The sequence below is a fragment of the Citrobacter sp. Res13-Sevr-PEB04-36 genome, assembly GCF_015672735.1.
In the GTDB taxonomy this organism is placed as follows: domain Bacteria; phylum Pseudomonadota; class Gammaproteobacteria; order Enterobacterales; family Enterobacteriaceae; genus Citrobacter.
This window is the reverse complement of record NZ_JADABY010000052.1, coordinates 1-24,494: the sequence shown is the minus strand read 5'-3', so window position 1 is coordinate 24,494 and position 24,494 is coordinate 1. Positions and strand designations below refer to the sequence as shown.

The 24,494-nt window shown below is 51.0% G+C and carries 20 protein-coding genes; 10 read left to right on the top strand and 10 right to left on the bottom strand.

Annotated features, from left to right (window positions below; genetic code table 11):
* From lapG to IMQ48_RS15565, 4 genes are read right to left on the bottom strand one after another with little or no spacing between them, the layout of a single operon-like run.
* Positions 1-690, bottom strand: a complete 690-nt coding sequence (gene lapG, locus IMQ48_RS15580; protein ID WP_370551865.1) for a cysteine protease LapG — start codon at positions 688-690, stop codon at positions 1-3.
* Between the two features lie 5 nt (positions 691-695).
* A complete protein-coding gene (locus IMQ48_RS15575) occupies positions 696-1,589 on the bottom strand; it encodes a transporter substrate-binding domain-containing protein (RefSeq protein WP_196209765.1) in 894 nt (297 codons plus the stop codon).
* Positions 1,573-2,505 carry a transporter substrate-binding domain-containing protein gene (locus IMQ48_RS15570; protein WP_196209764.1) on the bottom strand — a complete coding sequence of 311 codons (933 nt, stop codon included), beginning with the start codon at positions 2,503-2,505 and terminating at the stop codon, positions 1,573-1,575. The genes IMQ48_RS15575 and IMQ48_RS15570 overlap by 17 nt, the downstream gene beginning before the upstream one ends.
* A complete protein-coding gene (locus tag IMQ48_RS15565; protein WP_196209763.1) occupies positions 2,498-4,690 on the bottom strand; it encodes an EAL domain-containing protein in 2,193 nt (730 codons plus the stop codon). The genes IMQ48_RS15570 and IMQ48_RS15565 overlap by 8 nt, the downstream gene beginning before the upstream one ends.
* A gap of 706 nt (positions 4,691-5,396) precedes the next feature.
* Between IMQ48_RS15565 and IMQ48_RS15560 the strand changes: the two genes are divergently transcribed.
* From IMQ48_RS15560 to IMQ48_RS15520, 9 genes are all read left to right on the top strand, one after another.
* Positions 5,397-7,505: an EAL domain-containing protein gene (locus tag IMQ48_RS15560; RefSeq protein WP_230326437.1), complete on the top strand. Its 2,109-nt coding sequence runs from the start codon at positions 5,397-5,399 to the stop codon at positions 7,503-7,505.
* A 64-nt stretch (positions 7,506-7,569) separates the two neighbouring features.
* Positions 7,570-9,660: a Cache 3/Cache 2 fusion domain-containing protein gene (locus IMQ48_RS15555; protein ID WP_196209761.1), complete on the top strand. Its 2,091-nt coding sequence runs from the start codon at positions 7,570-7,572 to the stop codon at positions 9,658-9,660.
* Positions 9,657-10,724: a chemotaxis protein CheB gene (locus IMQ48_RS15550; RefSeq protein ID WP_196209760.1), complete on the top strand. Its 1,068-nt coding sequence runs from the start codon at positions 9,657-9,659 to the stop codon at positions 10,722-10,724. Before IMQ48_RS15555 ends, IMQ48_RS15550 begins: the two co-directional genes overlap by 4 nt.
* Positions 10,721-12,133 carry a protein-glutamate O-methyltransferase CheR gene (locus IMQ48_RS15545; protein WP_196209759.1) on the top strand — a complete coding sequence of 471 codons (1,413 nt, stop codon included), beginning with the start codon at positions 10,721-10,723 and terminating at the stop codon, positions 12,131-12,133. Before IMQ48_RS15550 ends, IMQ48_RS15545 begins: the two co-directional genes overlap by 4 nt.
* An 11-nt stretch (positions 12,134-12,144) precedes the next feature.
* A complete protein-coding gene (locus IMQ48_RS15540; RefSeq protein ID WP_196209758.1) occupies positions 12,145-14,262 on the top strand; it encodes a response regulator in 2,118 nt (705 codons plus the stop codon).
* Positions 14,263-14,284: 22 nt separating this feature from the next.
* Positions 14,285-14,641, top strand: a complete 357-nt coding sequence (locus IMQ48_RS15535; RefSeq protein WP_196209757.1) for a response regulator — start codon at positions 14,285-14,287, stop codon at positions 14,639-14,641.
* A 15-nt stretch (positions 14,642-14,656) separates the two neighbouring features.
* Entirely contained in the window at positions 14,657-16,342 is a 1,686-nt protein-coding gene (locus tag IMQ48_RS15530; RefSeq protein WP_196209756.1) for a diguanylate cyclase, read from the top strand.
* Positions 16,339-16,863 carry a chemotaxis protein CheW gene (locus IMQ48_RS15525; RefSeq protein WP_196209755.1) on the top strand — a complete coding sequence of 175 codons (525 nt, stop codon included), beginning with the start codon at positions 16,339-16,341 and terminating at the stop codon, positions 16,861-16,863. The genes IMQ48_RS15530 and IMQ48_RS15525 overlap by 4 nt, the downstream gene beginning before the upstream one ends.
* Positions 16,847-17,206: a hypothetical protein gene (locus IMQ48_RS15520; RefSeq protein ID WP_196209769.1), complete on the top strand. Its 360-nt coding sequence runs from the start codon at positions 16,847-16,849 to the stop codon at positions 17,204-17,206. Before IMQ48_RS15525 ends, IMQ48_RS15520 begins: the two co-directional genes overlap by 17 nt.
* A 29-nt stretch (positions 17,207-17,235) precedes the next feature.
* Here the strand turns inward: IMQ48_RS15520 and sitD are convergent, their stop codons facing one another.
* The 6 genes from sitD to IMQ48_RS15490 all read right to left on the bottom strand — a co-directional run bounded on the left by sitD (position 17,236) and on the right by IMQ48_RS15490 (position 22,679).
* Positions 17,236-18,087 (bottom strand): iron/manganese ABC transporter permease subunit SitD, encoded by an 852-nt coding sequence (sitD, locus tag IMQ48_RS15515; RefSeq protein ID WP_196209754.1) that lies wholly within the window; start codon positions 18,085-18,087, stop codon positions 17,236-17,238.
* Entirely contained in the window at positions 18,078-18,941 is an 864-nt protein-coding gene (gene sitC, locus IMQ48_RS15510; RefSeq protein ID WP_048213040.1) for an iron/manganese ABC transporter permease subunit SitC, read from the bottom strand. The genes sitD and sitC overlap by 10 nt, the downstream gene beginning before the upstream one ends.
* Positions 18,938-19,759 (bottom strand): iron/manganese ABC transporter ATP-binding protein SitB, encoded by an 822-nt coding sequence (gene sitB / locus IMQ48_RS15505; RefSeq protein ID WP_196209753.1) that lies wholly within the window; start codon positions 19,757-19,759, stop codon positions 18,938-18,940. Before sitB ends, sitC begins: the two co-directional genes overlap by 4 nt.
* Positions 19,756-20,673, bottom strand: coding sequence for an iron/manganese ABC transporter substrate-binding protein SitA (sitA, locus tag IMQ48_RS15500; protein WP_196209752.1), 918 nt, complete (start codon positions 20,671-20,673; stop codon positions 19,756-19,758). The genes sitB and sitA overlap by 4 nt, the downstream gene beginning before the upstream one ends.
* 181 nt (positions 20,674-20,854) lie before the next feature.
* Positions 20,855-21,628 carry a DUF4886 domain-containing protein gene (locus tag IMQ48_RS15495; protein WP_196209751.1) on the bottom strand — a complete coding sequence of 258 codons (774 nt, stop codon included), beginning with the start codon at positions 21,626-21,628 and terminating at the stop codon, positions 20,855-20,857.
* A 10-nt stretch (positions 21,629-21,638) separates the two neighbouring features.
* Complete coding sequence (locus tag IMQ48_RS15490) at positions 21,639-22,679, bottom strand: porin (protein ID WP_196209768.1); 1,041 nt, start codon at positions 22,677-22,679, stop codon at positions 21,639-21,641.
* Between the two features lie 406 nt (positions 22,680-23,085).
* Here IMQ48_RS15490 and IMQ48_RS15485 point away from each other — a divergent pair, with 406 nt between their 5' ends.
* A complete protein-coding gene (locus IMQ48_RS15485) occupies positions 23,086-24,456 on the top strand; it encodes an adenylosuccinate lyase family protein (protein ID WP_196209750.1) in 1,371 nt (456 codons plus the stop codon).
* Positions 24,457-24,494: the final 38 nt, after the last annotated feature.

Sequence of the window (24,494 nt, the reverse complement as noted above, 5' to 3'; positions counted from 1 at the left end):
CTATTTATCCATCGGGAAGCCTTCTTCCCGCATTTTTGTGAATACTTGCTGCCAGCGAGAAAGTCTCTTGCTGTCCCCAATACGTTTTGTGTTCTGATTGCCAGGCAGCCACAGGCCGCCATCGTTAAATGAGTACACCGGTAATAAATCCTGGCGCTGGCTGGCCGGTGAAAGAGTATTTGTCAGGCTATCGAGGACCATGGGGATGGCATCCGGCGTGGCATACCAGGTCAGCACCATATGCGCGCGGTTTAAACGTAGGGCTTTAACGTAGGTAATACGCAGCTTCTCTTCGGAAACACCCAACTGCCGCAGCGTGAAATATTTGGCGATAGCGTAGTCTTCGCAGTCAGCCTGGCCCTGGCGCAGGGACTCCACCGGTGTTGCCCAGTAGTCGACGCTGTGCCAGACGTCGCTATCCTCGGCGTAGCGTAGCTGAGTATTGAAAAACCGATTTACCACGCGCAACTGTGTTTGTTCATCCGCATGGCGCAGCTGAATCAGGAGTTGCTGCCAGGCATCGATGCGCTGTTGTGCTGCAGTGCTGGCGGGGCCATAAAGAGCATCGGACTTCTGCATGATGGTGGCGAAATCCCATGCCGCGCGCAGTGAATTGACCATCAATAGCAACAATAATGCCCCTGGGATCTGCCAGAGGCGAAGTAAGCGAGTGAGTGTACTGACGCTTATTTTGTTCAATGATGATGCTGACACTGTGTAGGTGGCTGATTTCCCATTTTTTTACAGGAATAAGGCGCCAGCCATTTTTTGCGCAACTGTGTATTAATAGGGGAAGCGAAAATCGTTTTCAGTGAACTGTCGACGAACGTCACAAACTGTGGATCGTTTTTACGCATCATAATGGCATAGTGCATATCCGAGCCGATAGTTTCGGCTGACATGCTGAATGTGTCAGGCTGTTCACTATGATTAATCAGCGGCCAGGCCAGGATATCATCGATAAACAGCGCTGCAGATTCATTCTGCGCCATTTTATTAAACGCTCCGTTTATTGTGGTGGTGGTTATCGTTGAAATATTAAGATGCTGCTCCCGATTTGCCTTGTTGAATTCCAGCAAATCTTTTGAACTGCCAGGCAGGCTGACCGTTCTTCCTTTTAAGTCAGCCAGAGAATGGATATTGTTTTTGCGTAAAGAGATGATGCGCATTTTTGCGATGTAGTAGTCAACAGAAAATGAAACCCTGGAAGTCCGCTCCGGTGCGTTAGCATTCACGCTACAATCCATGTCTATTTTACGTGTTTTTAATGCAGAAAAGCGTTCCGCAAAATTCACCGGAATATAATGAATGGTTAAGGAGTTAAGGTTGAGATACTGACGCAGTTTGTCTGCAATCAGGTTACACACCGCAATGGTATAACCTGTTACCTTGCCGTTGTGGTCGGTAAAGGAAAATGGCGGCAGCTGGCGATACCCTACGTTCAGTACGCTGCTGTTCTGGATGTGATCCAGCGTGGCGGCGTTCTGTTGCGCCATCAACAAAGGGGACACGGTGAGGCCAGACAGTAATATCAGCCACTGCGCCACACGTTTTACCCGGGCTATCTCATGCTTAATTATATTGTTCATAATCAAAACCGATCTTCTTTTTTGCTGATGTTAATGCTTTCAGATTATCTGACATGGGAATATTTAAATTGATGGCTTTTGGCGGTATCGGGGACTGAAACCATTTATTGTATAAGGCGGTAAACTCACCGCTGGTCATCAGCGAAGATAACGTGTCATCAACAAACTCTTTAAATTCTTTATCGTGTAAAGGGAGCAGCAATCCCGCCGGAAGCGGCGCGCTGAGCGCAATACGGGATAGCTCGTACTCATTCGGGTTTGCGGCCTGTGCGATCATCCCTTTTAATAATACGGTGCTGGAAATCAGCGCCGGATAAGCGCCGCTCTGAATGCCATTGAAAGCGACGTTATTGTTGGTATCCAGCTCAATGTTAATATTCAGCGCGTTGGCGGTATTAATTTTTTGTAATTGCTCAACGTAAACCGTACCGCTTTTTACCAGCACGCTGTGTCCGGAAAGTTTTTGCAGATTGTCATTGTGCGCATTTTTTCGCATCACATAGCGGGTGCTGGAAAAGTAAAAGGGTAATGAGAATTCGCTAATGCTATGTCGACCCTTCGAATAAAAAGCCGGAATGCACATGATATCGGCCATGTGTTTTTTAATCAGCACAAACTGGGATGCCGAGTTTGCGCGCACCCATCGTGTTTTCAGCGTTTTTAGCTGCAGTTTGGTTTTCAGTGCACCGACAATATTTTTACAGATATCAATGGAATAGCCAGCAGGTGACTTGCCATCCTGATACGAGAAAGGAAAGGCATCATCCTGGTAACCGAGAGTGATGGTTTTCTGACTGGCAATCTTCTCCAGCGTGCGCTGCTCGGGTGAAACATCTGTCGCGCAGCGTGCAGAGAAGGGGATTAACAGCGCAGCGGCAAGCAAAATACGCTTTGCCAAATACAGGCGATTAGTCATAGATGACCTCTTCGACAAGGGCTTCAGTGGCAAAAGCAGACAGCACGTCACGTTCGCGAAGTGGATAACTAAAGAAGTAACCCTGCACATGTTGGCACTTAATTTTGCGCAGAATGTCGCGCTGAAGCGGCGTTTCCACCCCTTCCGCAGTGACGGAAATATTGTATTTTTGTGCGAACTGGATCAGCATCACAATCAAATACTGGCTGGCATTATCTTGCGCCAGCTTATCGACGAGTGTGCGGGCAATCTTGATGCGCGTGAAGGGGTAGACCAGCAGATAGTCCAGTGCGGCGTAGCCCGTTCCCAGATCGTCCATTGCGATGTCGATCCCCATCGCGCGGATCTCTTTCAGTACCGGGAGGGCAATAGAGTGATCCAGTTTCTCGGATTCGGTGATTTCAATTTCGAGGCGATTGGCCGACAGCTGGCTGGTGCGTAACGCCTCTTTGATGACGTCGACCAGCCCCGGATTGTGTAACTGGTTGGCTGACACGTTGACGGCAATGCGGATGCGTTCCGGCCATTTTGCGGCGGCGGCGCAGGACTGGCGAATAACCCATTCGCCTAAACGCACAATTAAGCCCGAGCTTTCGGCAATATTGATAAAGTAATCCGGATAAATCAGCCCCTTAGTTGGGTGATTCCAGCGGATCAGCGATTCGTAGCCATGAATCGTTTCATCCTGCAGATTAACGATGGGCTGATAGTAAAGTTCGAACTGCTCGTTATCAATACCATCGATGATTTCCTGATTAATGAACAGGCTGTGGCTTTGTTTCATCACCATGCCGTCTTCGAAGAAATGGAAGCAACCGCGGCCATGATGCTTGGAGGCATACATGGCCAGATCGGCATTGATCATCAACGTTGAGGTGTTGTTGCCCTGATAAGGTGCGGTGGTGATACCAATGCTGCAACTGATGGAAAACGTGTGGGTGCTCCAGCTAAACGGCGTGCTCAGCGCGCGGAGAACACGCTTCGCCAGGCGATTCGCCTCTTTGACGGCGTTGTCGCTGGCCTGTTGTAGGATAGCAAACTCATCCCCGCCCAGACGCGCCGCCATATCATTTGGCCCCAGCAGTAGCTGCAGGCGCTGCGCCACACTGATTAATACTTCATCACCCGCTTTATGACCGAAGGTATCGTTCACTGGCTTGAAGTTGTCGAGGTCAATCAATAGCAGATTGAACGGTTTATCTGCCTGGTGGACTTCACTGACGCGTTTATCCAGCGCTAGCCCGAAAGAGACGCGGTTGGGTAAGCCTGTCAGCGAATCATGATGGGCCATATGCTCCATCTTTTGCGACATTTCATGCATGCGCTGCAGATAGCCGCGTTCTTTCATTGCGACGCGCAATTTTTCAATGGCGCTGGCGAGATGTCCAATCTCATCATCCTGGTCGAGATAGGGGGTGACACAGTCGGTTTCCTCGTGGGCAATGCGGGTGATGGAGTTAATCAGCAGCGGAACCGGGCGGAACAGGCGGCGCATGAACAGCGTCACCAGTGTCAGCGTCGCCAGTAAAATGAGGATGAAAATGATACTGCTCTTTTTCAACATAGCATCATAAGCGGCGTACAGGTCACCCTTCTTGCCAATGCTGCTTATCAGGCTACCGAGGATTTCACCTGAGGGTGTCAGCACAGGGACGGCGCTGATGAAGCACTCTTCGCCGTTGATCTGAGCAAAACCGATATAGTCATTGACCAGCACATCGCGTGGCAGACGCCCGGTGAAGGAGATTACCCCGTCGCCCTCTTCTGACTTATTGTTGATGCCCACAAAGCCCTTATCGGGCGTATACAGAAACATCCAGGTGGGATTGTGCGTTTGTGCTGATGCCAGCGCCAGAACGTCGACCGGGTTATAACCAGTCTGAATAATAGAGTCGGTGTCGCCAAGCTGGCGGTCTGAGACAATGCGGGATATTTGCCCGGCATCGCTGGTTTCAACCGAAACGTTGGTATACACGCTGCGGATGATGTAGGTCATGATCTGAGCGTTGGCTTCTGCTCTCTGAACCCATTGTTGATAAGAAAAGTTATCGATCAGGCTCCAGCTGGTAAAGGCACCAGCGCCAAATGCAATAATGATCCCCGCCAGCAAAAACTGCGTTATTTTGCCGGTGATCGAATGTTGCCATCCTTTTATTGCCTTAAGGGAAAACAGAGACGTGGCCACGGATTCTTTTTAATTCCTGAAAATACTCATTTAGGCTGAATTAAATTTCTTTTATTACTTAATGAAATAACAGTATGAGTATTTTTTGTTGCAAGTAAGTAGATGAAAGGTGTGAAACTCTCAGGTACAACATTTAACTAACATTGGGGCTGGGTGTTTAACGATAAAAATAACGGTGTAAGAATATAGATAACGCTGTAAATTTCGTCAACAGGTAAAAATGTACATTAAAGCACATTTCCATTAAGTCGCTGACCGTAGTATTAATGTTGACATTAATGCCTGCAGGGGGTGTTTTTTATCCGCACTGGTAAGATGTGTGGTTGAGGCATTGTTGGTGGTGTGTTTTTACACTAAACATCAATGGATTAGATAGTTTTCAGACTGGTTGTATAACAGCTTGAATATTATTAAATGTCCATTTTTATCTATAACTGGTTGTTTATTTTCTGATTCGAACTGAATAAAATAAACGCTTCAATGTAAAGATTTTTATTTTCTCTGTGTGCGGTCAATGTCATCAATTTTACAATGGTTAATTGACTGGCCCAAATGGATTTGTTTGCGACATTAGAGTCTGGATTAAATTCCTATTGGTATAGTGTATAGCGGATAAATTGATTTGGATGCAATAATAAATACAAACACGGCAAAGAACATTCGTGAATGGTGTTTGCCGCTTGCCGTACCTGGACTTTTTTATCCATTGGCACACTATCTTAGCGGTTACTGTATTCTTAATAATACTTTTTTAACCGTATACGATCTCAAATTAGCCGTATTTTCCGCTGCATTGGTCCTCTTTGGTTACCGGGTACTGCCAGGGTTGATTTTATTTCTGGCGATGATGTTGTTGGTTGGCCCACCCAGTGAACACGTTGATGCGTTATGCCTGACGGCGGCATCGACGCTGAGCTATGCCATTTACCGTAAAGTGACGGGCAGACGCAGCAGCGCCAGCTTTAGCCGGATCACCATCAGCCTGAATCGAATGATTTGGCTCTGCGGCTACAACATTTTGCTGTATCTGCTTTTCAGCAAAATATTCGCCTTTGTGGTTCCCCATAGCCAACGCTCGGATGTGGCGAACCTGCATATTATGAGTCTGGAAATGCTGGTGCGTGTCCAGGGGCTTGCCAACGGTTGCCTGACGGGGGTCCCCTTTTTCTACAAAGCATTTCGCATCTTGCGCCGGCCATCCTGGTTGTTGACCTTTATTAAGTCGATCGGCGATCAGTGCAAAGGCAATGTCACGGCATACGGCGTCATTGCGTGGTGTACAGTGCTTATTTGTCTGATGCTATGTTTAACGTCGCCTTATAACTCGAATATATTCTTCTCGTTCTACAGCCTGATCCTGCTGTTCCCGTTGATGTTGTGGGGAGCCATTAAGATTGGCCACTCATTTACGATGCTGGTGTGGACGGTGGTGTTAATTATTCTGGGCAAGCATAACGATAATTATATCGCCAGCGATGAGAGCTTCATGCTGCACCAGGCCATGGTTTCAACGCTTATTTTTATCTTTTCACTCACCATTGTGATCATGGGCGCACTGGCAAAATTTACCCGTCAACGGTTTAGCCAGGCGCTGTTATTGGGGCTGACCGACCCGATGACGGGAATGGCAAACTTGCGCGCGCTGAAGACGGAACTGTTTACGACCGAGCATGCGACGGTGTGCCTGATTCAACTCCCCGAGCTGGAGTTGTTTTCCCGCCGTTACGGCTTTCATTTTCGTACCCGCTACCAGAAAATTTTGGCTGAGCATTTGCAGAAGTATTTGGTTGAAAGTGAGAAGGTCTATTACCACGCCGGTTATGATCTGCTGATCCGGCTGGAAAATTGTACCTGGGAGCGGTTGTGTGATTTATACCAGGCCGCTAACGGTTTTCGCCTTTTTCATAATAATCAGCGGTTGGGATTTCGCAGTGGATTGGGCTATTGCCTGATTCATGATGTCAGCGATGACATCTACCAGTTGGTGGGAAAACTGGGCATGGTGGCGGGGTTATCACTGACCAATGGCAGACCAGAAAACCTGGAAGCGCAGCATAGCCGCATGCTCGGCAACCATATTGTGGATAAAACCGATATTCGCACGGCGTTGCAAAATGCGCTGGATAACAATGCGTTTGTGCTGATGGCCCAGCCTATTGTCAGCACTCAGGGTGAAGAATCGTATCATGAAATATTGATTCGTATGCTGAACGATAAGGGCGAATTTATTTCGCCAAACAGTTTCCTGCCGGTGGCGCATGATGCGGGGCTGGCACCGGAAATCGACTTATGGGTCATCGAAAATACGCTCAAAGCCATGTGCCACCATCCACAGCGTTGCTTTTCTATTAACCTGGCACCAGTGACGGTGTGCCGCTCAAATATTGTCTCGAAGATCACCCAGCTCTTACAGGATTACGCCGTCGCGCCGCAGCGAATTATTTTTGAGATAACTGAAGCGGATACGCTGTCCGATAAACAGCAAACCGTAGAAACGCTGCGTTTAATTCGCCAATTGGGCTGCCGGGTGGCGATTGATGACTTTGGTACCGGGTTTGCCAGTCATGCGCGCTTGATGAATATCGAGGCGGACATTTTGAAAATTGATGGCTCGTTTATTCGGCGGATCACGGAAAGTGAAATCAGCTACTACATCGTCGAATCATTCTGCCGCGTTGCCGAAATGAAAAACATGCAGGTCGTCGCCGAGTTTGTGGAAAATGCCAGTATTCAGGTCTGCCTTGAGCAAATGAACGTTGGGTGGTTACAGGGATATCACATTGGTAAGCCGACGCCGCTGCTCACGCTGAAATAGCGTGGCACCAGCACAATTCTGACTCAAAAAAAGAACCGCTCCTTCTCAGACAGAGAACAAAAATATGAGTGACATGATTAAAGTAAAAGAACGCCCGGCGGCCATACCTTCAGACGGACCCGTTGCACGAGTCCTCGCCTGGTTGCACAGTATTCACCTTGGCGTAGCGATGAAACTCGGCATGATTCTGGTGGTGTGTATTGCTACGCTGCTGATTGGCGCCTCTTTTATGTTATCGAATTATTTGTCCAGTGAGTTGCAGGCCAATGCACTGGAAATGATCAAAACCAACACCCGTATTTTCCATAACAATATCTCTAATGAGTTTCAACGGGTTACTCGGGATGCAGAACATTACAGCAATGTTTATATTAACAACTACCAGAACGTGGCCAATAAACCATTACGTTCTATGGACTCGTCTGAATTAAAAACGTTACTGAGTAATCCCAATACAAACGACCATTTCACAGAATTAACCAGCGTTTTTGCCAGTACCTTTATTTTGCAGGGCGAACAGTTTGTTCGCGCCAGCAGCACGTTGCTGGCAACCTCGGGTAACACGGCGAAAGCAACGGTTCTGGGGCACGATAATCCGGCATTGCCATTTTTGCTGAAAAATAAACCGTTTTCTGGTGTGGTCACGCTGTTTGGTAAGCAGTTTATTAGCCACTATGAGCCGATCGCCGATAAATATGGTCAGGTGGTGGGGGCCGTGGCCGTCGGGTTTGATGTTAAACAGACCCTGCAACCGATTATCAGGCAGTTACTGGATGTGCATATTGGTAAAAATGGCTATGCCTACGTGCTGGATGCCGGATTCGAACCGGGGCGTATGCAGGCACACCCTTCGCTGACTAACCAACAAGTTATCAATATTACTGACGCCAATGGCTATAAGCTGTTTGCCGATATCCTCGAACATAAAAATGGCATTACCTATTACAGCTGGGTGAGCGGCTATGGTGTGGCCCCCATGACCAAAGTCGCAGTCTATGAATACATTGAAGGGATTAACTGGATCATTGCCACCACCAGTAATGTGGATGATGTTGCTAAAAGCAGCAACCTTGTGCGCAATGGCCTGCTACTGTTCACCGCGCTGCTGTTGCCCATCATTTTGTTGCTGATTGCGATTGCCAGCCGTTTCCTGATTTCGCGTCGCTTAAACCGCGTACTGGGGATCGCGCAAACCATCGCGGAAGGTGACCTGACGGTGGATGTGCAGGTCGATCATCCTGATGAGATAGGCGAGTTGCTCGGTGCGGTTGAAATGATGCGTCAGCGACTGCACTCGCTGGTGGGCGATATGGTGTCCCATGCAAACTCAGTGCACCAGGCATCGTTACACATCACCGAGGCGGTAGACGGACAAGCCTCAACCAGCGTGGAAACCTCGTCTTCGGTGGCTGAAATTACCTCCACCATGGAAGAATTGTCGGCCTCTTCCACTCAAATAGCGGAGCATTCGCGCGCGGTGGTTGATATTGCCAACCAGACGCTCGAGGACTGCAATAAAGGCTCTGATTCGATGTCGCAATTGCTGATGCGCATGACGGATATCGACAACGATAACCAACAAAATATGCGTGAAATTATGATGCTCGGCAATAAGTCGACGGAAATTAGCCGCGTAATGGTGATCATCAACAGCGTCGCTGATCAAACCAAACTCATCGCCTTTAACGCCGCCCTGGAAGCGGCCAGCGCCGGAGAAGCCGGGAAACGCTTCTCCGTAGTGGCGGCTGAGATCCGCCGCCTGGCGGATTCTGTCACTGAATCGACGGTTGAAATCGAGAATAAAATCAGTGAGATCCAGAACGCGATTAACCGACTGGTGCTGAATGCGGAAAAAGGCGGTGAGAGTATCAAAGCGGGGGCGAGGGCTTGTCAGGTGAGTGCTGAACACCTGAATGATATCGTCGTTACCGCCGAACAAACCTCTACGGCGGCGCTGCAGATCTCACTGTCTACTCAGCAGCAGAAAACGGCCAGCAATCAGGTGGTAATGGCCCTGCGTGAAATCGTTGTTGCCAGTAACTACACGTCACAGTCGATCAAAGACATTCTGATTGTGAGTCAGGATATGACGCAGCTGTCGAAGGCGCTGAAAGAGGCCTCGACGTCATTTACCCTGATGGATATGGATGCATGAGTAGCTGCGGTATTCGGATACTGATCCTTGATTTGGGCAGCGTGTCGCGCAACGGGCTGGTCAAACAGCTGGAAGATCACCCGCAAATTACGGTGGTGGGACAGGCGGCACATCGCAGGCAGGCAATTCGGTTGTTGCAACAGTTAGCGCCTGACCTGCTGATCCTGACGCTGGAAACCTCGACTGCCGATAACGTCGAGATCGTCGAAACTATCATGGCGACCAGCGCGATCCCCATCCTGGTCATGCGTTTTGGCGGTGAAAATGCAGGTGATGAAGATTACATCTCTCGCGGGGCGCTGGCGGTGCTGCACCATAGCAACGACTCTCCGCTCGCCACCCGCACATTGCACCGGCAGGTGGAACTGCTGGTAGGGGTTAAAGTTATCCGCCATATCAAGGGATTACGCTACCCTTCTGAACCGAGTGTGTCGGGTACTCGACTGGCAATGGAAACGGTGAAGACCACGGCTGACTGGCCTTACGTGCTGGCGATTGCCTGTTCAACCGGAGGGCCACAGGCGCTGAGCAAACTGTTACAGGATTTGCCCGGGACCTTTCCATGTCCGGTGCTTATCGCCCAGCACATTGCCGATGGTTTCGCCAAAAACATGGTGCACTGGCTGGATAGCGTCACCGACCTGAAGGTGCGTTTGGCACAGGATAATGACCCGATGGAGGCAGGATATGTCTATATCTTGCCTCCGGAACAGCATCTGATCGTCAAAAGTAACCAGCGGCTGGCGGCGGTCCCACGACAGGACAGTGATGTTTATCATCCCAGCTGCAATTTGCTACTGGAGTCGGTCGCTGAGGTATTTCGTGAAAAGGCGGTCGGACTGATCATGACCGGGATGGGCAGCGACGGTTGTCGCGGCATTGAGCTTATCGTCCAACGTGGAGGCAGAACGCTGGCACAGGATGAAGAAAGTTCGGTTGTTTTTGGTATGAACAAGAACGCGATTGATAAACAGCTCATACATCGCACGATCCCGCTAAATGGCCTCGCGAAGGTGTTGCTTGCAATGGCTGGTCACGGGCATTTCGAGAGTACATTGCCATGATACCCAATCTTCCTGATTACGCCCGCTTGATCAAAGACCGGGTGGGTTTGCACTTTGACAATGCGATGGAAGCGCTGCTGAAATCGGCGCTGAGTCGACGCATGGCTGAACGTCATATCAGTGATTACTATGAATATTATGAAAAACTGCGACTGTCACAGGACGAGTTCGATAGTTTTATTACCCTGATTACGATTAACGAAACCTATTTTTTCCGTGAAAGCGACACGCTGGATTTAATCTGCGAAAAATGGGTGCCGCGCATTCTGCAGCAGCGCAGCGGACCGGTGCGCATTCTCAGTGCTGGCTGTTCATCAGGAGAAGAAGCCTACTCGCTGGCTATCAAATTGCATGAAAAGTATCACGATGGGATGGCGGAACGGGTTGAACTCTATGGCTGCGATATTGACCCGGCGATCCTCGCAAAAGCCAGAAATGCCAGCTATTCCAGCTACTCGTTTCGCGGCGTCGAACCATTAATTCAGCAGCGCTATTTTACCCGCACGGGAAACCAGTTTCGGCTGCATGATGCCATCCGTGAAAAAGTGTCGTTCCACCGCACCAACATTATAAAAGAGCAGTTACTGCCGGAAGTGGACATTATTTTGCTGCGTAACGTGTCTATCTATTTCGACACGCCGACCCGCCGCGAGCTGCACGCAAATTTGCACAGGATGTTGCAGCCGCACGGCGCTTTGTTCTTCGGCAACGCAGAAACGCTGGCGAACAATTTCGACATCCTGAAGCTTGAGCAGGAAGACGGCATTTTCTATTTTTGCCACCACGGAGAATCCCCTCTGGTCGTCCCAACGCCACGGGCTGCGTCGCGTGTCGCTGTCACCACTCCCCCTGTATTTATTGAGCCTCCTGCACCCGCGGCGCTTAAGTCTGACGACTGGCTGAAAAAGGCGCGTGTCTGCCTTGATGAAAAACGTTTTTCTGAAGCCGAAGCCTGTGTTGCCAGCGTATTACAAAGCGAACCACGCAATCAGGATGCGCTACTGATTCAGGGGGTGATTGCGCTTGAGCAGCGAGAGTTCTCGCAGACCACCGGTAATGCGCAAAAGATCCTCGCTCAGGATGAGTGGTCGGCAGAGGCCAAAATGTTGCTCGGTCTGGCGATGATGTGGCAACACCAGACTCAGCAGGCCATCGCCTGGTTTAAACAGGTTGTCTATCAGGAGCCGGGATACTGGCCCGCGCATTATTATCTGGCCGAAATGTATCGCCAGAGTGAACTGCGTCAGCCCGCGCAACGGACTTATCGTGTTGTGATGCAATTACTTAACGAGGAAATCAATAATCCTTCCACGGTGTGCCGTCTGCGTTTGCCGATGGTTTTTCCCGGCACGACGTTTCGCTTTCTGTGTGAACATCAACTGGCGCAATTCGCCCATCAAAGCGGGTAATAAGAACGATTATGGCTATCGATCTGAAAAAATTCGTTCTGCGTTTTATTGATGAAGGGAGAGGTCATTTGCAGACGATCAGCGAGGGGGCGTTTCTGCTCTCCGCTGGTGAACATACCGATGCCGGGATAGGCGAGATGTTTCGCGCCGCGCACACCCTAAAAGGGGGCGCGCGGATGCTGAAACTGCAAAGTATCGCCGATGTCACGCATCATCTTGAGGACGTACTGAGCGAACTACGGGATAAAAAGCTGACGCCGGACCGGGCGCTGGGCAACCTGATTCATGAATCGGTGGAGTATCTCTCAAACCAGCTGACCCAGCTTTTTGTCAGCGCAGGGGATAACCAACTGCCGCCTGCGGATGTAGGGTTGTGTGAACGTCTTGCCCGCGCGAGCCGTGGGGAGGCTACCACGTTGACGATGGAAGTAGCCGGGAAAGCCGAAAAACCGGCGGCGTCAATTACCGTGGACGGCGGCATTAAGCAGGCCGACTTTGTGCGCGTCAAGCTCAACAAACTGGACGATCTGATCGACATTCTGGGAGAAGTGGTTGCTGGTCATGATCGTCTGGAACAGCAGATACAAAACCTGAGTCACATTGTGCCACGGTTGTTAGGTCTGAGCGCAGAGCAGCTTCGTCAGCAGATCCGCGATTTCAGCGCCCAGTTAAAAGAGAGTGTGCAGGTCCAGCATTTGCAGATGTTTGAACTGTATGACGTGGCGGCGCGGATCCGCATGCTCCCGCTTTCCACGCTCTTTGAACCGATTTCATTGCAGGTGAGTGAGCTGGCCTCAACGCTAAATAAGCAGGTGGTCTGCCGCTTTGTGGGGGGCGAAGTGGAGATTGACCGCCAGCTCATTGACCGACTGTCGGAGTCGCTGACGCATTTACTGCGTAACGCCGTCGATCACGGTATTGGTGACATTGATGAGCGGTTGGCGCTCGGTAAATCCACGCGCGGCACGATTACCATCACCACGCAGCAGGATGGCAGCGGAATATTGCTGCGGGTGGAAGATGACGGTCGCGGCCTGAACTATCCGGCCATCAGCGCGAAGGCGGTCAGCAGGGGATTGGTACCTGCATCGATGGCCGGGCAGCTCTCCGAGCAGGAGTGCAATGAGCTGATTTTTCACCCCGGTTTTTCGACCAGCAAAATCGTCTCTGAGCTTTCTGGACGCGGCGTCGGTCTTGATGTGGTGCGTAAAACGGTGGTGACCGATCTGCAGGGCGATTTGCAGGTATACAGTCGGCAAGGTGTCGGGACGAGTTTCACACTGCGCCTGCCGGTGTCACTGACGATGATGCGCATCCTGCAATTTGAAGAGCAGGGGCATCTGTTTGGGCTGCCCGCTCAATACGTGGTCGAGGTGGTGGAGTTTACTCCTGAGGGGATCAGCGATATTGCCGGACGCCCGGCCATTATTTTACATAACGAGTTTATTCCGGTGGTTTGCGCAGGCCAGTTACTGGGCATTCACGTGCGTCAGGGAAGTGCCTCATCGGCGGGGCAACGCTTAATTATTGTGCAAAATCAGTACAGTAAGATGGCGCTGCGGGTCGATAAGCTGCTTGATGAGCGCAAGATGATGATCAAGCCGCTACCGAAGCATATGCAACAGCAATCGCTGGTATCCGGAATGGTTCAGACACCGGAGAACCAGCTGGTTAGCATCCTGCAAGTTCCTGCCCTGATGGCGATGGCGCAGCAATCGCGACAAACCAGCACGCCTGTAAAACCGGTGAGCGTGGCGCAAAACGCCTGGCATGTGCTGGTAGTTGATGACTCGCTGAATACCCGCGAGATAGAAAAGAATGTACTGGAAGCGCATGGCTATCAGGTGACGCTGGCGGAAGATGGGCTGTCAGGTTTGCAGAAAGCGAAACTGACCCAGTTTGATGCGGTCCTGACGGATGTCGAAATGCCGTTTATGGATGGCTTTACCTTCACTAAATCACTGCGTGGCGAGAAAAACTACCAGCACACGCCGATCATTATTGTGACCTCCCGCGCTAAGGAAGAAGACCGGCGACGTGGTATTCAGGTGGGTGCGGATGCCTACATTGCCAAGGGCGATTTTGAGCAGGACAGCCTGATAAAAACCTTAAAAATGCTGTTGTGCTGAGGGCACAACATCGAGAGAGACGATGCGAATTTTATTAGTTGATGATGATCTTTTTGCCGCTGAACTGGCATCCGTCTTCCTGGAGATGGACGGTTACGAGGTGGTAATTGTGGAAAGCGCCATCTCTGCCCTGGCGTGCCTGGATTCGGATAAAACACTCGATATGGTGATTAGTGACCTGCATATGCCTGAGATTAGCGGCCTGGATCTGCTGGCGCTGTTACGTGCCCAGGGCTGGTCTAAGCCGTTCATTTTACTGAGTGCTAATGAGGTTACGCCCAGTGACATTCTGTACGACCGCTGGGTGAAAAAAGATGAGAATTTGGCGGAAAACCTCGGGGCTGCAGTCAATGCGCTACTGCAGACAGCGACTGAATAAGTTAAAAACCTTACGATGAAACAAGAAAATAAGCACCTCGCCATGGCAGCCGCTCAGGAAAAAATATCGCGCCTGAGACAGGGTTTTTTACGCCGCATTCCCGACATGCTGGCACAAGCGGAAAGGTTATTGGTGCAACTGGTCGCGGAACCCAGCGAGGCCTGCCGTAAACAGCTGCATATTTTACTGCACAGTATTCATGGGTCTGCCGGGTCTTTTGGTTTTGCTCCGCTCGCTACCGCCTCCGCTGAAGGTGAGCGATTACTCACCGAGCCGGATCAATGCACATTACATTGTGATGAACTGCGGCGGATTATCCGTTGGCTTTACACCCTGACGCAGGAGCAGCTCAGTCTTGAGCATCGCATCAGCGACACGGGCTTTAAATTACCGATCTCCTCGCAACAAACAGAGGAAGGTTTTGTTCGCCGCACCAGTAAACCGATTTACCTGTGCGATGATGACATCGACCAGGTTGAGCTGCTTGCCACCCAATTGCGCTGCTTCGGTTTCACCTGCCATGTTTTCGCGAATACTGCGGACTTTACCCAGGCTGTGCTGGCGCAACCGCCTTCCGTGGTGATTATGGATGTCAGCTTCCCTGACAACGCCTACGGCGGCCCGCTGACGATGTCGGAGCTGAAAAAGAAAGTCGGCACCGCTTTCCCGGTGCTGTTTCTCTCCTGCCACAGCGACTTTACGGCGCGCATTAATGCCATTAAATCTGGCTGCGACGGCTACTTCGTTAAACCGGCATCGATCACCGATTTGGTGCAGGAGCTTCATCGCTTAACCCAGCCGTCGTTAAAGAAACCCTATCAGGTGCTGTTGGTTGACGATGAGCCTGCAGTCGCGGAATACAACGCGGAGATGTTGCGGATGGCGGGAATGGATGTGCATGTTCTGGAGAAACCACAGTATTTGCTGCATGTGCTGAACGCCCAGCCGGTTGATCTGGTATTGATGGATTACCACATGCCCGAGTTTAGCGGCGCGGATCTCACCAAACTGATCCGCCAGATCCCGCAGCATATTGGCCTGCCGATTGCCTATCTTTCCAGCGAAACCAATAAAACAGCACAGTTCGGCGCCATGAGCATCGGTGCGGAGGATTTTATCCTCAAACAGGCCGATCCTCAGGAGCTGATCCACGCCGTCTCGATCCGCGCGGAAAGAATGCGAGCCCTGCGCGCCCGCATGTCGCAGGACAGTCTGAGCGGGTTATACAACCATTCGACGACTACCCACTTTCTTAAAAGCGCGATCGCTGAATCTAACTACAGTGGGAAACCATTCTGCATGGTGATGGTGGATTTGGATCGTTTTAAAAATATTAACGATACCTATGGCCACGTCGTCGGGGACCAGGTGATCGTCGGCATCTCGCAGCTGTTTTCCCATCGTTTACGTAGCACCGACATTGTGGGTCGCTACGGTGGGGAAGAATTCGCCATCATTATGCCGAATACCACAAGCGAAACCGCCGCGCTGGTGGTGGAACGCTTACGTAAGGATTATGAGCAGGTCGCGTTCTCCGTTAACGATACCCATTTTCACAGTACCTTCAGCGCAGGCATCGCGCAGTGGCAGTTTGGCGATCGTATTGAAACGTTGCGTGAGCGTTCCGATCAGGCTCTGTATGCCGCCAAGCAAAAAGGCCGCAACACCTTCTGTATCGCTGAAGAAAAGGAGAGGGCATGAACTCACAGTTGGAGCAGATCCTCGCGTTGAATCATGGTGAAAAACCAGAGTGTGAAAGCGTCGATGAGCCGCAGCGCACGCTGGTGTTATTTCAGCTGGCGGATAAAAACTTTGCCTTCTACGGTGCGCAGATAAGAGAGATCCTCGCGGAACGTCCTATCTCGTGGGTACCCTGCTGCCCGCCGATGCTCGAAGGGGTGATCAACTATCGCGGACGTGTGGAGTCGGTCATGAGGCTGGACGGCTTGATCGACAACCCCGTAGCAAGCGCTTTGGGAAAACGTACCATCCTGATCGGCTGTGGTGAGAAGATGCAAAGCGGCATCCTGATCGACACGCTGATTGATGTTCTTGAGGTGGTGGAAAGTCAGATTCATTTACCCGGTGATTCGCTGCCTCCGGCGCTACAACCCATTGCCGTCGGGGTGGTGAACGTCGCTGGCACCTGGTTTACCCTGCTGGATCTGAATCTGGTATTTGACCGCTATCAGGAGACCTGCGGTGATGACGCAACCCGTTAATCTGGCGGCCGTGCGCATCCGCATGGGGATACAGGACTTTTATATTCCGGCAAGCCAGGTACGCAATTGCTCGCGGGTGACGCACGTTTCACCGGAGATCCCGCGCTTTAGCCAGTGGCTGGGCATTGCCGATGAGCCGCATGAGGGCAGTCATTTGCACTTTTTTGTTCCGCCAAGCGGCGTCGATACCGGCTGGTACTTATGGGGGCAACTGGAGCATGTCATGCTCTCCAGTGAGTTCATTTTTGCACTGCCCCCGCTGTTGGCTCACGGTTGTCGCCTGCCCGCGCTGCGGGCGCTGGTGGGATGCGAGGTGCTCAGCCCGCTGTTGAGCTGGCCCTGATAAATATCCCACCTTCTTATCTTTATGCGTTAAATACCGTCGTGCAGGCGTCGCCTTTCTAAGCGGCGATCGCGTAGGGTGGAATAAATAAAGGCGATAACAAACAGCAGGGAGAATAAAACGACGATGGTCGGGGCCGGTGCGCTGTCGATGAAAAATGACAGGTAGACGCCCATAAATGAGGTTGCCATCGACATGATGACCGCCAGTATCAGAGCGTGGGAAAACTGACGCGTGAGTAAAATTGCAATCGCTCCCGGGGCAATTAACAGCGAGATCGACAGAATAATGCCCACCGACTTCAGCGTGGCGACGATAGTGAGCGCGATCATACACAGCAGACCATAATGCAGCAGGGTGGTGTTCAGCCCGCAGGCTTTTGCCTGGTGTGGATCGAACGCATGCAGCAGCAGATCTTTCCACTTTAACCCGATGACAAGCGCAATCCCCAGCGCAATAACCGCTGTTTGCGCGATATCCCCCAGCGAGACGCCGAGCATGTCGCCGAACAGAATATGGTCCAGATGAATCTCAGACTGGATTGAGACGTACAGCACCAGCCCGGCACCGAACATGCCGGAGAAGACAATTCCCATCAGCGTGTCGCGTTTGATGCGGCTGTTATCATCGAGATAGCCGGTCGCCACCGCGCAGAACAGCCCAGCGATAAACGCGCCTATCGCCAGTGGAATACCCGCGATGTAAGCCAGCACGATCCCTGGAAACACCGCGTGGCTCATGGCATCGCCCATCAGCGCCCAGCCTTTGAGGACTAAAAACACCGACAGCAGCGCGCAGGGTACGGCGACAACAACGGAGATGGTCAGCGCGTTCACCATAAAGCTGAACTGGAAGGGTTCCAGCAGGGCGGTTAAGAACATGAGGACTCCTTATTCACCTGGCGGGCGCGGCGACGGTTGGCCAACAGACCGTGTTTTGGTGCGAAGACAAATGCCAGCAGAAACAGCAGTGTTTGCAGGACAACAATAATTCCGCCGGTCGCACCGTCCAGCCAGTAGCTTAGCCAGGCGCCGAAAAAGCTGGTCAGGCTACCGATAGCGACGGCGATAGTGAGCAGACGGGGAAAGCGATCGGTCAACAGCCAGGCCGTGGCGCCGGGTGTTACCACCAGGCAAATCACCAGAAATGCGCCGACGGTTTGCAGCGCCGCAACGGTGGAAACCGAAAGCAGCGTAAAAAATAACAGCTTCAGGCGGCCCGGATTCAGACCGATAGAGCGCGCGTGGTTTTCGTCGAAAAAAACCACCATCAGATCTTTCCATTTCAACAGCAGAATGGTCAGTGAGATGACGCCGATAATCGCCAGTTGCAGAATATCTTCCGGTGCAATCGCCAGCACATTACCGAGAATAATGGTCTGAATATTCACCGACATCGGATTGAGCGACACCATAAACAGCCCGATACCGAAGAAAGAGGAAAAAATCAGCCCAATGATCGCATCCTCCTTCAGGCGTGAACGCTGGTTAAGAAACAGCATACTGCCCGCTGCCAGCCCGCCGGAAAGAAACGCGCCAAGCGCGAAGGGGAGCCCTAGCATATAGGCCCCGGCAACGCCCGGTACAATCGAGTGCGACAGTGCATCGCCAATTAACGACCAGCCCTTGAGCATTAAATAACAGGAGAGAAACGCGCACAGGCCGCCGACCATCGCTGAGACCCACATGGCGTTGAGCATGTACTGGTAACCAAACGGTTCTGTCAGCCAGTTCATGGTGATTCCCCCTCGTTGGGCGTACGTCGCGAAATAAACGGCCGTTCATCATCGGTGATCACGTGCTGCTCACCGCCGCTCAGCTTCACGTGACGCAGGACGCCGCTGAACGCCAGTTCAAGATTCTCAGGGGTAAAGGTGGTGTCGGTCGGGCCGCTCGCCAGCACCGTCCCTTTGATCATTACCGTGTAATCACAAAACTCGGTCACCGAGCCCAGATTGTGAGTAGAGACCAGCATCGTGCGCCCCTCATCGCGCAGTTCGCGCAGCAGGTCGATGATGCGGGCCTCGGTTTTCACGTCCACGCCGGTGAAGGGTTCATCCAGCAAAATAACGTGTCCGTCCTGGGCGATGGCGCGCGCCAGAAAAACGCGTTTTTTCTGTCCGCCGGAGAGTTCGCCGATCTGCCGATGGCGATAGTCCAGCATATCGACCCGCGCCAGCGCCGCATCCACGCATTGATGGTCATGTGCGGTTGGACGACGCAGCCAGCCCATATGGCCAAAGCGTCCCATCATCACCACGTCTTCCACCAGCACCGGAAATGACCAGTCCACCTCTTCCGACTGGGGAACGTAGGAAATCAGATTCTGTTTTAATGCCTTGTTGACCGGTTGCTGCAAAATAGAAATTTCGCCCTGCGCCAGGCGGACAAACCCCATCAGCGCTTTAAACAGCGTTGATTTCCCGGAGCCGTTGACGCCAACCAGTGCGGCAATCGAGCCGCCCGGAACCTGAAAGGTGGCATCGCGCAGCGCAGTATGACCGTTGCGATACGTCACCGTCACCTGATTGACGGAAATCGCAGATTGACTCATGGCTGGCTCCCCAAACCCGCGTTAATCCCGCTGACAATGGTTTCCGTTGTCACGCGTAGTAAATCCAGATAGGTCGGTACCGGACCATCGGCAGCGCTCAGCGAATCGACAAACAGCACGCCGCCGTAATGTGCGCCGGACTCACGCGCCACCTGACGGGCTGGCTTGTCGGACACGGTGCTTTCGCTAAATACCGTCGGGATCTGATGAGTTCTGATCGCATCGATCACTTTGCGCACCTGTTTGGGTGTGCCTTGCTGATCGGCGTTGATCGGCCACAAATACAGCTCTTTCAGATCGTTATCGCGCGCCAGATAGGAGAATGCCCCTTCACTGGTGACCAGCCAGCGTTTATCTGCCGGGATTTTTGCCAGCGCCGCATGCAGGGGATCGAGCGTCTGACGAATTTTCGTTTTATAGCGCTCGGCATTGTTCTGGTAGATGGTGGCATTGTTCGGATCGTACTTCATCAGCGCATCGCGGATGTTATCGACGTAAATAAGTGCGTTCTCAGCCGACATCCAGGCATGGGGATTCGGCTTGCCGTTATAGGGACCTTCGCTGATGCCCATCGGCTTCACGCCGTCAGAGACCATGACCTCCGGCACGCCGGATAAATGTTGGTAGAAGCGGGCAAACCACAGCTCCAGATTAAGACCGTTGGAGAGGATCAGCTGTGCGCCCTGCGCGCGTTTAATGTCGCCCGGCGTGGGTTGATATTCGTGAATTTCAGCACCCGGTTTGGTAATGGAGCTGACCTCGGCCGCGTCACCCGCCACATTGCTAGCCATATCGGCAATCACCGTAAAGGTGGTGATCACCTTAAATTTTTCTTTCGCCCATGCAGGCGACAGCGACAGTGACGTCAGGACGCAGGCAAGGATAAACGATTTCAGACGGGGCAGGTGCGGCATAGTATCCCTCACAAGAAAGTGGTTAATTTATCATCGAATATAGCCTTTGCTATGTTATATAGCACAAGGAATAACAAATGAAAATAATTCTTATTTGCGTAGGATGCTAAGGAATTGGTGGGGGATAACGCGTTTCACGCCGACAGAATTGCCGGCGTGTAGGGAACGAATAACCTGGTGATTACGACTTCTGGAACTCAGTGACGGTTTCCCATGCAACTTGTTGTAACGCTTTGGCGGTAGCAGGGGTCATGTCCGTATCAACGGGAAGCGCGCCACCGACCGGAGACTGGTTATACAGGGTGGCAAAGAATACGCATGCGGCGAGATACGTTCCAGAAATAGAAGGATGTACACCATCATGATAATACAGATTTATTTCCGGATGGGTTTTGCGCGCTTTCTCAAAAGCCAAGCCAACCGGAGCCACATATCCTCCCGTTTTCTGCGCAATAGAGATATAAGCATCGGCCAGTTTTTGGCTATCTTCGGGTTTAGCTTTCTTCGCCCAGGTCATGAAATAGACGACTTTTGCACCTGCTTTATGCGCCATTTCGGCCATTTGGGTTGCAGAGTCAACGAAGTTTTGTCGGGTACTTTCTTTCTTTGAGATCGTTTCAGTGGAGTTCCCCTGCAATACCACCACATCCCATTTCTGTAACGTGTTCTGGTAGCGCATATTCTCAATTTGCCAGCCTAAATGACCGCTGGAAATCGTGATCCCCCGATACTTATAGCCTTTGGCATGGTCAGGCAGTAAAGACTGCGTCAAATCCCGTAATCGGGTGTTGATATTATTGTTATAGAACGTGAACGAGTTACCATAAAGCGCGACGATTTTATTCTCGCCATCCATTTTGGCATGAGCGGAAGGCGCTAATAACGTATCAGCGTGAGCGCAGATACAGCTCAGTGCAAGGGCCATTGCAGCGGTAAGCAAAGTTATCTTTTTCATCGGTTATCTCTTAGAAATCATAACGGAGTCCAACGATGAGCGCATCATCATTGGTTTTTTTGTTCTTACTGGCGAATTCTTTATCGTAAGTAAATGATAACCACGTATCTTCAGCCAATGTTAATTGCGCTTCAGCACGCCAGTCTTCTTTTTCAGCGATATCTTTACCATCTTCATTTAAAAAACTATATCCAGTGAGAACCTTGACGGTGCCAAAGTTGTAGGAAATAAGTGAATCCATTCCTTTATAATTATTATCACTTTTGTTATCGCGGGAAATAGAAGTCCGTAATGCGGTTACCGCGACCTCATAGGCTTTATAACCGAGTTGTAACCCTCCCATAATTTGATCGTTTTGATTACGCCCATCGGTGGTCACTACGCCATCCTGTCGTTTGTAACGACTGGCCGCGAGTGCTGGTGTAATTCTAAAATCACCAAATTTGAAAGACTTGCGATAGCTGGCCATCGCGCCGTAATCCAGGGCTTCGTTATCGCTGTTGCCATTACCGGAGACCCATGCCAGCTGAATTTCGTTACCGGCAAATTTGGCGTTCCACTGTACGGTGCCGTCCTGGCGGTTGAACTGGTACGAATCATCAATGGTTGTAATGCCATAGCTGTAGATATTGGGCGTAAAGTTTTTGTATTTATCGGTCATTTTCATAACCTGATACAACGGGTTTTTGGTTCTCCCGGTGATCAATTCACCCCATGTTTTATTCGACAGACCGACATAGGAATAGCGGGCTTCCATATCGCTTTCACCGGTATTGTTATCATTTTTTTCGGTACGCACCTGCCATTCCAGGCGACCCACAATTTTGGTATCTGGCAGCAGATCCAGATCTCGGGTGAGATAAATACCTACACGTCCACCCAAATCGCTTCGGCTTTCACTGCCGGCAAATGAATTCTGACCACTCGCAATTTTACCCTCAACACGTCCATAGATATCCAGAGTATTTCCATCTTTATTATAGACGTTTAAGGCGAACGCCGAGGAACTCATACCCATTAGTAATATTAGTGAATAATTTTTTAGCTTCATGTCATCCCTCAAAACAGCATTAGTTTCCTGACCATAAAAAGAAAGTTCACAGCGGGATAATTGTTTGTGAAAAAGGAATGGCAGCGGTATGGGAAAAATTTTTTCTCGTAATGAAATGTGATTATTCACGCATAAATATATCTGATTGCGCTATTGCATTAATGGTTCTTATATTTAATGAACGTTTTTATTGAAATGTTGCGACTGTTTAAACTGTAATTCTGGAATTACTGTGAAGTACATCCCATTTCTAACGGGAGCAAAAACTGAAAATGGGAATAGTGCATTCTCATAGCCGGTTTTGGGGGGGAATACTATTTTCCCCTGTAATTTGCAGAACAGATCCCGCAAAATTGATTAATCACATTTTCGATTATAACGCATTCATTGGCCGGAGAGGCGCTGTATGTTCGGTAAGCAAACAACGGTATTTGATTCTGATCTTTATTCTTCATTGTTCACCCACGGCCGGATGCGGGAAATATGGTCTGACGACAATCTGCTGCGTTGCTGGTTGCGTTTTGAGGTCACTGTCGCACGCGTTCAAAGTGAGTTAGGCATTATCCCCGAGCAGGCGGCAACTGAAATTGCGCAAGCCTGCCAGGAAATACAGATAGACTGGCCTACTCTGGCAAAGGAAACACAAACGGTGGGTATGGCGATAAAACCGCTAATCGATCAGATCTCTGCCTTCGGTACGCCGTTGGTAGGCCAGTTCCTGCATTGGGGATGTACGACCCAGGACCTGTTGGACTCAGGCATGGCAATGAGACTGCAACAAACACTGCAGCTGTTACGCGAGCAATTGCTCGATGTTGGCGAAGCGTTGAAAGCGATGGCAATACGACACATCCGGACGGTGATGGTTGCGCGTACTAATTCGGTGGATGCCTCTGCGACAACATGGGGGCTGCATGTTTGCAGTTATCTGGCTGAGGTTAACCGCCACATGGCAAGACTGCAGCAGTTGTATCCGCGCGCGGTGACCGGACTCTTTGGTGGTGCGGTAGGTAATCTGGCTTCCGTGGGTGAGCAGGGTATGGAAACCCGTGAACGACTGATGCTGGAGCTGGGTCTGAACTTGCCCTGCGGTATTAATAATGCCAGTCAGGACGCGGTTGTTGAAGTTGTGCAGTTTTTTGCGCTTGTTCATGGCACGCTGTGTCGACTGGCTAACGATGTTGAAACCATGGGGCGCACGCCGATCGCTGAAGTGTTTGAAGGCGAAGGCGGTGGCGGGTCAAGCACAATGCCGCACAAAGTCAATCCGCGCGCCAGTAACATGATGCAAACGTTGGCCAGAATGGGCTGGATGTATGCTTCCGGTGCGCCGGCCATGTTGGATCAACAGGATGTGCGAGCCGCCTCTATGAGGGTTTTGAACTGGACGATCCTTCCGGAGGCATCGAATGCCTTATCGACCAGCCTGACACGTGCAAAAAATCTGCTTTCGCATCTCATCATTAATGAAGAGAAGATGCGCGCCAATTTTGACTGCTCGAAACACTTTATTATGTCGGAATCGCTGACGATGAAACTTGCCGCCAAAATCGGCAGAGAGTCCGCCTATAACTTAGTGAAAGACCTGCTAAAGCATGCAACCGGAGAGCACTGCTTCATGGAGATCGTGCAGGCTAGCCCGGAAATCCGCGCGTCACTGTCTGTGGCGGAAATTACCGCCGCCTGCGAGCCGCTGTCATATATCGGGGCTAACGATGCGCTAATTGCTGAAACGATAGCTGAGTTCGATCGCGTGAAAACGGTAGAGATTGCCTGATTCGTCTTGCTGCCGGGAGGGGGCACTCTCCTGGCGGC

Bases quoted from the DNA above. Each gene is read 5' to 3' on its own strand.
- IMQ48_RS15575 (WP_196209765.1), bottom strand. From the start codon at position 1,589: ATGAACAATATAATTAAGCATGAGATAGCCCGGGTAAAACGTGTGGCG.
- IMQ48_RS15570 (WP_196209764.1), bottom strand. From the start codon at position 2,505: ATGACTAATCGCCTGTATTTGGCAAAGCGTATTTTGCTTGCCGCTGCG.
- IMQ48_RS15555 (WP_196209761.1), top strand. From the start codon at position 7,570: ATGAGTGACATGATTAAAGTAAAAGAACGCCCGGCGGCCATACCTTCA.
- IMQ48_RS15550 (WP_196209760.1), top strand. From the start codon at position 9,657: ATGAGTAGCTGCGGTATTCGGATACTGATCCTTGATTTGGGCAGCGTG.
- IMQ48_RS15545 (WP_196209759.1), top strand. From the start codon at position 10,721: ATGATACCCAATCTTCCTGATTACGCCCGCTTGATCAAAGACCGGGTG.
- IMQ48_RS15540 (WP_196209758.1), top strand. From the start codon at position 12,145: ATGGCTATCGATCTGAAAAAATTCGTTCTGCGTTTTATTGATGAAGGG.
- IMQ48_RS15535 (WP_196209757.1), top strand. From the start codon at position 14,285: ATGCGAATTTTATTAGTTGATGATGATCTTTTTGCCGCTGAACTGGCA.
- IMQ48_RS15530 (WP_196209756.1), top strand. From the start codon at position 14,657: ATGAAACAAGAAAATAAGCACCTCGCCATGGCAGCCGCTCAGGAAAAA.
- IMQ48_RS15525 (WP_196209755.1), top strand. From the start codon at position 16,339: ATGAACTCACAGTTGGAGCAGATCCTCGCGTTGAATCATGGTGAAAAA.
- IMQ48_RS15520 (WP_196209769.1), top strand. From the start codon at position 16,847: ATGACGCAACCCGTTAATCTGGCGGCCGTGCGCATCCGCATGGGGATA.
- sitD (WP_196209754.1), bottom strand. From the start codon at position 18,087: ATGTTCTTAACCGCCCTGCTGGAACCCTTCCAGTTCAGCTTTATGGTG.
- sitC (WP_048213040.1), bottom strand. From the start codon at position 18,941: ATGAACTGGCTGACAGAACCGTTTGGTTACCAGTACATGCTCAACGCC.
- sitB (WP_196209753.1), bottom strand. From the start codon at position 19,759: ATGAGTCAATCTGCGATTTCCGTCAATCAGGTGACGGTGACGTATCGC.
- sitA (WP_196209752.1), bottom strand. From the start codon at position 20,673: ATGCCGCACCTGCCCCGTCTGAAATCGTTTATCCTTGCCTGCGTCCTG.
- IMQ48_RS15495 (WP_196209751.1), bottom strand. From the start codon at position 21,628: ATGAAAAAGATAACTTTGCTTACCGCTGCAATGGCCCTTGCACTGAGC.
- IMQ48_RS15490 (WP_196209768.1), bottom strand. From the start codon at position 22,679: ATGAAGCTAAAAAATTATTCACTAATATTACTAATGGGTATGAGTTCC.
- IMQ48_RS15485 (WP_196209750.1), top strand. From the start codon at position 23,086: ATGTTCGGTAAGCAAACAACGGTATTTGATTCTGATCTTTATTCTTCA.